The 12,590-nt window shown below is 60.9% G+C and carries 8 protein-coding genes and 1 pseudogene; 6 read left to right on the top strand and 3 right to left on the bottom strand.

The genetic code is table 11. The features are described 5' to 3' along the window. Window positions 1–2: 2 nt before the first annotated feature. A complete protein-coding gene (locus GJU48_RS18155) occupies window positions 3–719 on the bottom strand; it encodes a 4'-phosphopantetheinyl transferase family protein (protein WP_094950527.1) in 717 nt (238 codons plus the stop codon). 138 nt (window positions 720–857) lie between these two features. Here GJU48_RS18155 and GJU48_RS18150 point away from each other — a divergent pair, with 138 nt between their 5' ends. The 3 genes from GJU48_RS18150 to GJU48_RS18140 are packed head-to-tail and all read left to right on the top strand — an operon-like array spanning window position 858 to window position 3,205. After that, entirely contained in the window at window positions 858–1,166 is a 309-nt protein-coding gene (locus tag GJU48_RS18150) for a hypothetical protein (protein ID WP_094950528.1), read from the top strand. A gap of 18 nt (window positions 1,167–1,184) precedes the next feature. Continuing rightward, entirely contained in the window at window positions 1,185–1,862 is a 678-nt protein-coding gene (locus GJU48_RS18145) for a response regulator (protein WP_017138377.1), read from the top strand. Further along, window positions 1,859–3,205: an ATP-binding protein gene (locus tag GJU48_RS18140; protein ID WP_094950529.1), complete on the top strand. Its 1,347-nt coding sequence runs from the start codon at window positions 1,859–1,861 to the stop codon at window positions 3,203–3,205. The genes GJU48_RS18145 and GJU48_RS18140 overlap by 4 nt, the downstream gene beginning before the upstream one ends. A gap of 1,100 nt (window positions 3,206–4,305) precedes the next feature. Here the strand turns inward: GJU48_RS18140 and GJU48_RS18135 are convergent. Further along, window positions 4,306–5,289, bottom strand: a pseudogene (locus tag GJU48_RS18135) (AraC family transcriptional regulator); the annotation flags it as partial. Window positions 5,290–5,628: 339 nt separating this feature from the next. Between GJU48_RS18135 and GJU48_RS18130 the strand changes: the two are divergent. The 3 genes from GJU48_RS18130 to GJU48_RS18120 all read left to right on the top strand — a co-directional run bounded on the left by GJU48_RS18130 (window position 5,629) and on the right by GJU48_RS18120 (window position 8,675). After that, a complete protein-coding gene (locus GJU48_RS18130) occupies window positions 5,629–6,963 on the top strand; it encodes a dicarboxylate/amino acid:cation symporter (RefSeq protein WP_094951985.1) in 1,335 nt (444 codons plus the stop codon). A gap of 138 nt (window positions 6,964–7,101) precedes the next feature. Beyond that, on the top strand, window positions 7,102–8,088 hold the full coding sequence (locus tag GJU48_RS18125) for an XdhC family protein (RefSeq protein WP_094951986.1): 987 nt from the start codon (window positions 7,102–7,104) through the stop codon (window positions 8,086–8,088). After that, entirely contained in the window at window positions 8,085–8,675 is a 591-nt protein-coding gene (locus GJU48_RS18120; protein WP_094951987.1) for a nucleotidyltransferase family protein, read from the top strand. Before GJU48_RS18125 ends, GJU48_RS18120 begins: the two co-directional genes overlap by 4 nt. A 177-nt stretch (window positions 8,676–8,852) precedes the next feature. On the opposite strand, the gene rne is transcribed toward GJU48_RS18120, so the two are convergent. Continuing rightward, window positions 8,853–12,026 carry a ribonuclease E gene (rne, locus tag GJU48_RS18115; RefSeq protein ID WP_155296064.1) on the bottom strand — a complete coding sequence of 1,058 codons (3,174 nt, stop codon included), beginning with the start codon at window positions 12,024–12,026 and terminating at the stop codon, window positions 8,853–8,855. Between the last annotated feature and the right edge of the window lie 564 nt (window positions 12,027–12,590).

Raw genomic sequence — 12,590 nt, 5'->3', positions numbered from 1 at the left:
AATCAGGCGCCGATAGCCACCAGGCTCAACAACTGCTCCCCATCCACCACAAACTGCCCCTCTAATTCGGTGCCATGGCACCACTGCGCCGACAGGTCGGTCAGCAACCGCAACCGCACATGCCCAGCCACCGACCACTCCAACACCTCGGCATGCTCAAAGTAAAAACGCTTCTGCACAATCGGGTAGAGCGCCTTGAACAGGCTTTCCTTGACCGAAAACGTCAGCGTCACCAACAAGGCGAGCTGCTCGCGCGGCACGCTTGCCATGCGCTGCATTTCCTCAGCCGTAAGAATTTCCCCGGCCAGGCGTTCCGCCCGTTCCAGTGTCAGCACATTCTCCAAGTCTATTCCCAGCCCACGCCATTGCGTCTTGTGCCCGACAATCGCCGCCGCATGCCCGGTGCTATGGGTGATGGAGCCGCTGATGTGCCCAGGCCATACCGGCGCACGGTCTTCGCCGATGGCCGGCACGCAGTCCAAGTGGTCGAGTTGTTGCAATGCCGCACGGGCGCACAGGCGGCCAGCGAGGAACTCGGCCTGGCGCTTGGCCACCGAACGCTGGATGCTGGCCGGCGGCGGCACCGCGCAGCGCTGGAAATCACCGGCCTCTAATAAAGCTGGATCGAATCGGGTGCTCAGAAACACCGTGCCCGGTAACGGGACGGGCAGCGGCCAATGGGCATCGAGTGGGGTGCAGCAAGCAGGTAGGGGCGTCATGCGCGGTATTTTGCGTCAGTTGGCGCGCCAGTGGATAGCCCGTAACGGTTCAGGCCAGGTTCAGAGCCTGTTCAGGGGGAGTTCAGGGGCGCTTGCGTAGTCTGGCTTCAACAGCCAAAACGCGTAGAGGTAAGCACCATGACTGCGATCAAACAGCTGATGTTGGCGTTAACCATGCTCAGTGCCACTGCCGGGGTCCAGGCTTCGGACAGCGCTTTTGCAGGCTTTGGTGGCGAGAAAACCAAGAAGTCCAGCAACCTGATCCAGCGTGTCAGCTTCGAAGACGCGGGCAGCCAGGCCGCACCGTGGGGCCAGTCCCTGGGGCTGACCAGTCCGCAGCCAGGCTACCGCACCGGCTACGAACACCTGACGAGCCAATACAATGGCATTAAACTGCGCCCGCAAGACTTGCAGGGCCGCTATGATATCCCCCTGTCGGACAGTTGAATTGCCTTGGAGAGCCTTATGAAATTGCTGGTCGTGGAAGATGAGGCGCTGTTGCGTCATCACCTGTTCACCCGCCTGACCGACAGCGGGCACGTGGTCGAGGCCGTGGCCAATGCCGAGGAAGCCCTGTACCAGACCGGGCAGTTCAACCATGACTTGGCCATCATCGACCTGGGCCTGCCCGGCATGGGCGGCCTGGACCTGATCCGCCAACTGCGCAGCCAGGCCAAGACCTTTCCGATCCTGATCCTCACCGCGCGCGGCAACTGGCAGGACAAGGTCGAAGGCTTGGCGGCCGGCGCCGATGACTACGTGGTCAAGCCGTTCCAGTTCGAAGAGCTGGAAGCGCGCATGAACGCTTTGCTGCGCCGCTCCAGCGGGTTCACCCAGTCGACCATCGTCGCCGGGCCCTTGCTGCTGGACCTCAATCGTAAGCAGGCGTCCCTGGATGAGCAGCCTTTGGCGCTGACCGCCTATGAGTATCGGATTCTCGAATACCTGATGCGTCACCATCAGCAAGTTGTCGCCAAGGACCGCTTGATGGAACAGCTCTACCCCGATGACGACGAGCGTGATCCGAATGTGATCGAAGTGCTGGTCGGGCGCCTGCGCCGCAAGCTGGAAGGCCCGGCCGGGTTCAAGCCGATCGACACCGTGCGCGGCCTGGGTTACCTGTTTAATGAGCGCTGCCGTTGATACGCTCGTTACGTGTGCGCTTGATGCTGGCGGCCACCACCCTGGCCGTGCTGTTTATGCTGGGCTTATTGCCCGCGATGCAAGGTGCGTTCAGCCTGGCGCTGCAGGATTCCATCGAGCAGCGCTTGGCCTCGGACGTTACCACGCTGATTTCCGCCGCGCGGGTCGACAACAACCGCCTGCTGATGCCGGCGCAGTTGCCGGATGAACGCTTCAACCTCACCGACAGTCGCCTGCTCGGCTATATCTACGACCGTGAAGGCCATCTGGTCTGGCGTTCGCGGGCGACCCAGGAAGAAAACATCAACTACAAGCCGCGCTATGACGGGCGCGGGAATGAGTTTGCGCGGATCCGCGAGGCCAATGGCCAGGAGTTTTTCGTGTATGACGTCGAGGTCAGGCTGCTGGGCGGCAAGAGCGCGGCGTTCAGTATCGTCGCCCTGCAACCGGTACGCGAATACCAGCTGACCCTTGAAGGCCTGCAAGAAAACCTCTACCTGGGTTTCGGCGCCGCCTTGCTGGTGTTGCTGACGCTGCTGTGGCTGGGCCTCACCTGGGGCCTGCAGGCCCTGCGGCGCCTGAGCCAGGAACTTGACCAGATTGAAGGCGGCACCCGCGAAAGCCTGACCGAAGAGCACCCGCGCGAACTGCTGCGCCTCACCGGTTCTCTGAACCGTTTGCTGCACAGCGAGCGTGAGCAGCGGGCGCGCTACCGCGACTCCCTCGACGACTTGGCCCACAGCCTGAAAACCCCGCTGGCGGTGTTGCAGGGCGTGAGCGAAGACATGGCCCAGCGCCCCGAAGAGCGCGGCCAGGCCTGGGTGTTGCAATCGCAGATCGAGCGCATGAGCCAGCAGATCGGCTATCAATTGCAGCGCGCCAGCCTGCGCAAAAGTGGCTTGGTGCGCCACCAGGTGCGCCTGGAGCCGGTGCTGCAAAGCCTGTGCGACACGTTGGACAAGGTCTACCGCGACAAGCGCGTGACGGTGACCTTCGATTTGCCGCCAGAGTGTGATTTGCCGATCGAGAAGGGCGCCTTGCTCGAGATGCTCGGCAACCTGCTGGAAAACGCCTACCGCCTGTGCCTGAGCGAAGTGCACATCAGCCTGACGGAAAACCTCGAAGGCACTGAGCTGTGCATTGAGGATGATGGCCCTGGCGTGCCGCCCGATCAGCGTGCACGGATTCTGCAAAGGGGCGAACGGCTTGACCGTCAGCACCCGGGGCAGGGCATTGGTTTGGCGGTGGTCAAGGACATCATCGAAAGCTACAGCGCGCGGCTGACCCTTGGGGATTCGCCACTGGGTGGCGCGGCGTTCAAGATTCACTTTCCGGCTGTTTGATCTTTATTGCCTGGGCGGGCCTCATCGCAGCATGGGTATCTACGCAACTTTTTGTGTTGGGCAGTTTTGGGGGCTGGCTTGCCTGCGATGGCATGGTATCTACGCAACTTTTTGTGTTGCGCTAAGCTTTTGACGGGGTTTTTAGGTAGATATGAGTACATATCCGTTGCTGCGGTAACGGCGGCTATTGGTTCCGCCCTTACGGCGGGTCACTTTTGGAAAAGAGCCCCAAAAGTAACCAAAAGGGCTCTTGCCCCACCACTCGGTGCCTCGCCTAGGCTCGGCATGCCCTCACTCCGGCTTGAATCCGTGGGCCGCCGCCATGGGCCATCCTTGGCCCATCGCGGCTAACCCGGCGTCCTGCCGGGTTACCCACGGATTCAAGCCTGCGTTCGGCCATCGTGGTTTAACGGGGCGCCTCAGATCAAGATCAAGATCAAGATCAAAAGCAAGAGCACGGCGGCCTAGTAGCCGACCTGAGTGGTAGAAGCAAAAGCAGGCAAACAGAGCAGAAGCAGAGCAGAAGCAGAGCACCACCATACTGATGTAATGAATCCCAATGTGGGAGCGGGCTTGCTCGCGAAGGCGGTGTGCCCAGTGAAGTGTCTGCATCGCAGGCAAGCCAGCTCCCACATTAGATTGAGTTCAGTTTCAAATATCAGGTCGGCTGTCAGGCCGCCTCGGTTTTGCTTTTGATTTAACCACTCAGGTCGGCTACTAGGCCGCCGTGCTCTTGCTTTTGATCTTGATCTTGATCTTAGGCGCCCCGTTAAACCACGCTGGCCGAACGCAGGCTTTGGAGCGGGGTAAACCGGCAGGACGCCGGTTTAGCCGCGATGGGCCAAGGATGGCCCATGGCGGCGGCCCACGGTCCAAAGCCGGAGTGAGGGCACACCGAGCCTAGGCGAGGTGCCGAGTGGTGGGGCAAGAGCCCTTTTGGTTACTTTTGGGGCTCTTTTCCAAAAGTGACCCGCGTAAGGCGGAACCCATAGCAGCCGTTACCCAAATAACGGATATGTACCCAGCGCCCCCGCGACAACCAAAGAATCAACCCATAAAAAGATGTGTAGATACCTATGCTGCGATGGGGCCCCATCCCCCCGATACGCCCCCGGCGTCAATCCAGTCCACTTCTTGAACGCCCGATGAAACGCCGACGGTTCGGAAAACCCCAACTGTTCGGCAATCTCCTGCAATGACAAATCCGCCCGCCCCAAATGGTAGATGGCGATGTCCCGCCGCAACTCATCCTTGAGCGCCTGAAAGCTGGTGCCTTCTTCACGCAAATGCCGGCGCAGGGTTTGTGGGCTGATGTGCAGGTGCTGCGCGACGGCTTCCAGGTCCGGCCAGGGCGTGCGGTCGCGGCTCAGCAAGCGGCGCAGTTGGCTGCTCAGGCTGTCGCCTTCATCCGGCCGCGACAGCAGGTCGGCGGGCGAGCGCTCAAGAAAGTGCTTGAGGGTGCGTTCGTCCTGCAATAGCGGCAGGCTCAGGTAGCGCGCCGGAAACACCAGGCTGCTGTGCGGCGCGCCGAACACCTGAGGGCAGGGGAAGAGCAGGTCATATTCGCCAGCATGCGCCGGCATCGGGTAGCTGAAAGTGGCCTGGTGCAGCCGAATACGCTGGCCGATCAGCCAGCTGCCCAGGCGATGCCAGATCACCAGCAGGCATTCGCTGAGGAAATGATCCGGGTCCCACAGCTGCGAATCGTCCAGGCTCAGGCGGGCCATGTCGCCTTCTCTTGTCAGCTGCCAGCGCGGACCCTGTGGGAATAGGCTATAAAATAATAAGCCGCGTTCCAGAGCCTTCTCCAGGGTGCGGCAGTGAATCAGCGCGTGGCACATCATGGCGAAGGTGCCGCGTTTGCTTGGGCCTTCGGCAAACCCCAGGTATTCGTCGTCCAGCGCCAGCCAGAGCATTTGCAACAGCCGGGTAAATTGCTCGGGGGCGATGCGGGCGCGTGGCTCGGTCAACAGTTCCGGGGTGATACCGGCCTGCAACAGCAGGGGCGAGTAATCGTAGCCCGCCCGACGCGCCCCGCCGAGGGCGGCCCGCGCGTAGTGACTGGCGATGGTACGTTCACGCATGTGAGGGCCTCGTCCATGGAGTGGCGGATGGTAGCCACCCGAGGGCGGGGCGACAAGGCGGATATCCGCCAAATTGTAGGACGAGATCAGAGAGCGTGGCGGGTTTCCGCCAGCTTCTTGGTAGCCCTGACGGGGGCATTCAACCCCTCAGCCCTGATGTCTAAAGGCCTTCAGGGTTTTTAAGCAAAGTGGCACGGCGTTTGCGATAAAGATCACAGCGCAGGAATGTTCTTACAGACCTCGCAAACAACAAATCCCTCCAGTGCAGGAGGGTTCGCAATTCAAGTGTCGTGGGCAATGGCGGATCTTTGCCACACGGTGCGATTGAGGAACTTTGCAATGACGACTCGTCAGCCAATCTACAAATCCCTGTATTTCCAGGTGATCGTTGCAATCGTTATCGGTATTTTGCTCGGTCACTTCTACCCGCAGACCGGCGTGGCCCTCAAGCCACTGGGTGACGGGTTCATCAAACTGATCAAAATGGTCATCGCCCCGATCATCTTCTGCACCGTTGTCAGCGGCATCGCTGGCATGCAAAGCATGAAATCGGTCGGCAAAACCGGCGGCTACGCGCTGCTGTACTTCGAAGTTGTTTCCACCATCGCCCTGCTGATCGGCCTGGTCGTGGTCAACGTTGTGCAACCGGGCGCCGGCATGCACATCGACGTGGCTACCCTGGATGCCTCCAAAGTCGCTGCCTACGTGACTGCCGGTGCAGACCAGAGCGTGGTTGGCTTCATCCTCAACGTGATCCCGAACACCATCGTCGGCGCCTTCGCCAACGGTGACATCCTGCAAGTGCTGATGTTCTCGGTGATCTTCGGTTTCGCCCTGCACCGCCTGGGCGCCTATGGCAAGCCGGTCCTGGACTTCATCGATCGCTTCGCTCACGTGATGTTCAACATCATCAACATGATCATGAAGCTCGCGCCAATCGGTGCCCTGGGCGCCATGGCGTTCACCATCGGCGCCTACGGTGTAGGTTCCCTGGTGCAGCTCGGCCAGTTGATGATCTGCTTCTACATCACCTGCATCCTGTTCGTGGTCGTGGTGCTGGGCGCTATCTGCCGCGCACACGGTTTCAGCGTGTTGAAGCTGGTTCGCTACATCCGTGAAGAGCTGCTGATCGTTCTGGGTACTTCCTCCTCCGAATCCGCACTGCCACGCATGCTGATCAAGATGGAGCGTCTGGGCGCGAAGAAATCCGTAGTAGGCCTGGTGATCCCGACCGGCTACTCGTTCAACCTCGACGGTACTTCGATCTACCTGACCATGGCTGCCGTGTTCATCGCCCAGGCGACTGACACCCACATGGACATCACTCACCAGATCACCCTGCTGCTGGTGCTGCTGCTGTCCTCCAAAGGCGCTGCTGGCGTGACTGGTTCGGGCTTCATCGTACTGGCTGCTACCCTGTCGGCTGTCGGCCACCTGCCGGTTGCTGGCCTGGCGCTGATCCTGGGTATCGACCGCTTCATGTCTGAAGCCCGCGCACTGACCAACCTGGTGGGTAACGCCGTTGCCACCATCGTTGTGGCCAAGTGGGTCAAGGAACTGGACACCGACAAGCTGCACAGCGAGTTGGCATCCGGCGGTACTGGCATCTCCGACACCCGTCCGGAAGATGACCTGGGTGTGGCCGAAGGCCCTGCTCCTGCTGCTGTGAAGTAAGGGGCTGATGGCGTGAACTGACGCCGAAGTTACCCACAAACGCCCCGACTTGTTCGGGGCGTTTGCGTTTCTGCTGGGTCACTTTTTGCATGTTTTGATTTACATTCAGTGAGTAGTTCATTTGCTGCAGGAGTCTTGATGGACAGTGTGGATCTGAATGTCTTGCGCAGCGTGCTCGACTGGCGCCGTGCCGGGCACCGCGTGGTGCTCTACAGCGTGGTCCAGACCTGGGGCAGCGCGCCGCGTCCGCCGGGGGCGATGTTGGCCTTGCGTGGCGATGGCGTGGTGATTGGCTCAGTGTCCGGTGGCTGCATCGAGGATGACTTGATCGCACGCTTGCAGGATGGCCGCTTGCCTGAGGATGGGCCGCCGGTGCAGTTAGTGACCTATGGCGTTACCCGCGATGAGGCGGCGCGTTTTGGCTTGCCTTGCGGTGGCACTCTGCGCCTTACAGAGGAGCGGGTGGATGACTGGCGTTGGGTCGCGCAATTGCTGGAGCGTTGCGAAGCGCATGAAATCGTCGCCCGAGAGCTGGACCTGGTCACGGGCCGCGTGAGCTTGGTCGGTGCGAGCAAAACCGATGTCGTGACCTTCGACGGCGAACGCCTGCGGGCCATTTACGGGCCGCGTTGGCGACTACTGTTGATCGGCGCCGGGCAGCTGTCGCGCTACGTGGCTGAGATGGCGCGGCTGTTGGATTTCGAGGTGCTGATCTGTGACCCGCGCGAAGAGTTCGTCTATGGCTGGGAAGAGCAACACGGCCGCTTTGTGCCGGGCATGCCGGATGAGGCGGTCTTGAATATCCAGACGGATGAGCGCACGGCCATCGTCTGCCTGACCCACGACCCACGCCTGGATGACATGGCGCTGCTGACGGCGTTGAATTCCACCGCGTTCTACATCGGTGCCCTCGGTTCGCGGGTCAATACGCAAAAGCGCCGGGAAAACCTGACGGCGCTGGGTTTGTCGGCGGAGGCGATTGCACGTTTGCATGGGCCGATTGGTTTGCACATCGGCAGCCATACTCCGTCCGAGATTGCGTTGTCGTTGATGGCGGAAATCGTCGCCATCAAGAATGGCGTGGCACCGACGCAGAAAAAGCCGCTGCCGGTAGTGGCTGAATGACCGTTACCGCGATTGTGCTGGCGGCCGGGCAGGGCAGTCGTTTTCGTGCCGAAGCGGGGGCTGATAAGGATAAGTTGTTGGCCGACTGCGTAGGCTTGGATGGCGTGACGCGACCGGTGATCGAGCAGGTGCTATTGAATTTACCTGAGCGTGTTGTAACGCGCTGGTTGGTGACCTCGCCGGACCGGCCCGAAGTGATTCGCCTGGCGCGGGCCTACGGTTGTGAGGTGTTGCTGCTGCACTCAGTTGGGATGGGCGATAGCATTGCGGCGGCGGTCGCAGCCAGTGGTGAGTCTGATGGCTGGTTGGTGGTGTTGGGGGATATGCCGTTTATCCAATCTTCTAGTATCGAAAGGGTGGTTGATGCGCTGGCAGCAGATGGCATCCGTGTGCCGGTGCAGGCGGGTGAATACGGGCATCCAGTGGCGTTTGGCCGGGCGCTTGGGCCATCCTTGATGGCGCTGAACGGGGATCGCGGCGCCAAGCCGTTATTTGCCTGTGCGACGGTGAGTGAGGTCCAGGTTAGCGATCCTGGCGTGCTTTGGGATGTGGACCTACCGCAGATGCTAAGTTTCCACGTGGACTGAATGTGGAGCTTGCGAAAGCGGTGGGTCAGTCAACATCAATGTTTGCTGGGCCGACGTCATCGCGGGCAAGCCCGCTCCCACAGTTGAGTGCATTTCAAATCAATATAGCGGTGTGTTCAGCCCCATAAAAAAGCCCCGCCTGATCACTCAGGCGGGGCTTTTTAGTGGCTGATGGAATCAGACGAGGGGTTTAGGCTCGTGTTCTGCTTCCAAAGCCTTTGGGGCGTGTTCAACCACTGTTTCAGCAACCGGGGCTGGTGCCTCGATTACTTCGACAGCGGCCGGTGCTGCTGCGGCAGCTGCTGCGGCTGCCTCAGCTTCCTTGCGACGGCGACGCACTTCACGTGGGTCGTTCGGCGCGCGGCCGTTTTCGGTCAGGGCGCTGGCAGGTGCTGCTTCGACCACCGGGGCGGCGACTTCGGCAACCACTGGCGCTTCAACCACTGGCGCAGGCTCGGCAACCACAACCGGAGCGGCTTCAACCACTTCGGCAACCGGTGCCGGCGCTTCTTCTACCACGGGGACAGCGGCTGGCGCTTCAACTGCAGCGGCTGGTTCGGCAGTCCACTGGAAGGCGGTCTGTTCTTCGCGAACTTCACGCACTGCCGGGGCGGCTTCTTCAACAACCGGCGCTTCAACCACGGGCTGAGGCTCAACCACCGGTGCAGGCTCGACAGCAGCCACTTCCACTTCTGGTTGGGTTTCGCGAACCGGTGCAACTTCCACTTCCGTAACCACTGGGGCTTCGATTGGGGTAGTTGCTTCAACAACCGGCGCTTCTACCACTGGGGTTTCAGCCACCGGTGCTTCTGGGGCTTCTACCGCAACAGTTTCTTCAACGGCAGCTGTGGCGCGTTCAGCTTGCTCGTGCGCCTGGGCTTCAGCCGGTGCGCTGATGACCGAGCTGGCAACGGCAGCCGTTACCGCCAGGCCGGCAGCCAATTCGGTGCCAGTTGGTTCGGTGGTGGCGGCTTCTGCGTTTTCGCCGGTCTCTTCCGAGCCTTCGATCACGTTACCGTTGGCATCACGTTGACGCTCGCGACGGTTGCTGCGACGACGCTGGCCACGGGAGCGGCGGCGTGGACGATCGCCTTCGGCGTTGTCCTGGCCATCTTCCTGCAGTTGCTCTTCGCCGGTCAGCACTTCGTCTTCTTCGCTGGCAGCAGCTGCTTGCTCGGCGCGTGGTTGACGCTCTTCACGCGGTGGGCGCGGTTGGCGCTCTTCACGTGGGTCGCGTTCTTCACGCGGCTGGCGAGCCGGGCGTTCTTCACTGGCAGCTTCGCCAGCTACGGCAGGCGCTGCGTCCAGTGGCTCGCGCAGTTCACGTACACGTTCTTCACGCTCGCCACGTGGCTTGCGGTCTTCACGGGGTGCGCGTGGAGTGCGTGGTGCGCGCTCTTCACGCGGTGCACGTTCTTCGCGGGCTACGGTTGGGGTTTCTTCACGGGCTTCGCGAGGTGCGCGTTCTTCACGTGGTGCACGTTCTTCACGGGGCACGTTCTTCCGCGGCTTGCGCTCTTCGTCACGGCGACCGTTGCGGTTACGGCTTTGCTGACGGCCGTTGCGACGCTCTTCGTTGCGCGCCGGGCGCTCGGTGGCTGGTTTTTCAACCACAACCGGAGCCGCGGGCTCTTCTTTAGTTGCGAACAGGCTAACCAGAGACTTCACCAGGCCTTTGAACAGGCTTGGCTCAGGCAGGGCGGCCGGCGCGGCAACCGGGGCGGCGACTTCAGCAGGCACCGGTGCGTTGGCGCGAGCTGGCGCCGTCTTCACCGCGGCTTCCTGGCGAACCAGAGTGCGGGTCGCGGCGGCTGGCTGGACTTCTTCGACTTCGGCAGCGGCAGCCGCGATTTCGTAGCTGGACTGGCCGCTGTGAGCTTCCGGGCTGTCATCACGCAGGCGCTGCACTTCGAAGTGCGGCGTCTCGAGGTGATCGTTCGGCAGGATGACGATACGGGCACGGGTGCGCAGTTCGATCTTAGTGATCGAGTTGCGTTTTTCGTTAAGCAGGAAGGCTGCAACCGGGATCGGCACTTGCGCGCGGACTTCGGCAGTGCGGTCTTTCAGGGCTTCTTCTTCGATCAGGCGCAGGATCGCCAGGGACAGCGATTCAACGTCACGGATGATACCGGTGCCGTTGCAACGCGGGCAGACGATGCCGCTGCTCTCGCCCAAGGATGGGCGCAGGCGCTGACGGGACATTTCCAGCAGGCCGAAGCGCGAGATGCGGCCAACCTGTACGCGGGCACGGTCAGCTTCCAGGCATTCGCGGACTTTCTCTTCCACGGCGCGCTGGTTCTTGGCCGGGGTCATGTCGATGAAGTCGATCACGATCAGGCCGCCGATGTCACGCAGGCGCAGCTGGCGGGCGATTTCTTCAGCCGCTTCCAGGTTGGTCTGCAGGGCGGTTTCTTCGATGTCGCTGCCTTTGGTCGCACGCGCCGAGTTGATGTCGATGGACACCAGGGCTTCGGTCGGGTCGATCACAATGGAGCCGCCGGAAGGCAGTTCGACCACGCGCTGGAAGGCGGTCTCGATCTGGCTTTCGATCTGGAAACGGTTGAACAGCGGAACGCTGTCTTCGTACAGCTTGATCTTGCTGGCGTACTGCGGCATCACCTGGCGGATGAAAGTCAGGGCTTCGTCCTGGGCTTCAACGCTGTCGATCAGCACTTCGCCGATGTCCTGGCGCAGGTAATCGCGGATGGCGCGGATGATCACGTTGCTTTCCTGGTAGATCAGGAACGGCGCGGAACGATCCAAGGACGCTTCTTTGATAGCGGTCCACAGTTGCAGCAGGTAGTCGAGGTCCCACTGCATTTCTTCGCTGCTGCGGCCAAGGCCGGCAGTGCGAACGATCAGGCCCATGTCGGCCGGTGCGATCAAGCCGTTCAGCGCTTCACGCAGTTCGTTGCGCTCTTCGCCTTCGATGCGACGGGAGATGCCGCCGGCACGCGGGTTGTTCGGCATCAGGACCAGATAACGGCCAGCCAGGCTGATGAAGGTGGTCAGGGCGGCGCCCTTGTTGCCACGTTCTTCTTTTTCGACCTGAACGATAACTTCCTGGCCTTCGCTCAGGACGTCTTTGATGTTCACGCGGCCTTCAGGGGCTTTCTTGAAGTATTCGCGGGAGATTTCTTTGAGGGGCAGGAAGCCGTGGCGCTCGGAGCCGAAATCGACAAAGGCAGCCTCAAGGCTCGGTTCGATGCGAGTAATACGGCCTTTATAGATGTTGGCCTTCTTTTGCTCGCGTGCACCGGATTCGATGTCCAGGTCGTAGAGGCGTTGGCCATCTACCAGTGCAACACGCAACTCTTCGGGTTGAGTTGCGTTAATCAGCATTCTTTTCATGTTGTACCGTCGGTTTCCGGGCTGCCGGAAACGGCGTTCGGCACACACGACTTCTCACGGTCGGTGTCAGGTGCGTCAAGAGTGGTTGGCCACTCCAGTGTCCAGCAATAACGAGCCAATTGGGCCGGTATCGCGACGGACGCGTCCTGCTTGTTAGCGGTGGTGACAAAGGCACCACTTCAACAAAAGCTAAGGTCAGGAGGAGGAATCAACCGGCGACTGTGGACGAGATGAAGCGTCTAAATATAAGCCTAGTGCTACACGGTCCGACGGTTGTGCATCTCCACCCTACACGTATCCCTGATAATTCGGGTGCTGCCGCGCGCAGAATCCGCAGCGGGTTGGCATTTACCGTGTTCTCCAATGGGGAGTCCACGCTCATGGCTAAACAAGACTAGGTGTGGGCGACTGCGCTCTCACTCAGCTCTTAACAGGCGTTGTTTCCGAAGCATTCGCCATGGTCTGGCTCAAGACTGACTGCACTTTGTGAACTGGCCGTAAATATCGGCGCAGAACGCGAGTATTCACTCTGCTTTCTGCACTCGCTTCAGGCCTCATGTCACC

This window comes from Pseudomonas sp. IB20, assembly GCF_009707325.1.
Lineage (GTDB): Bacteria > Pseudomonadota > Gammaproteobacteria > Pseudomonadales > Pseudomonadaceae > Aquipseudomonas.
The sequence above is the reverse complement of the archived record's forward strand: the minus strand, read 5'-3'. Positions and strand labels throughout refer to the sequence as shown.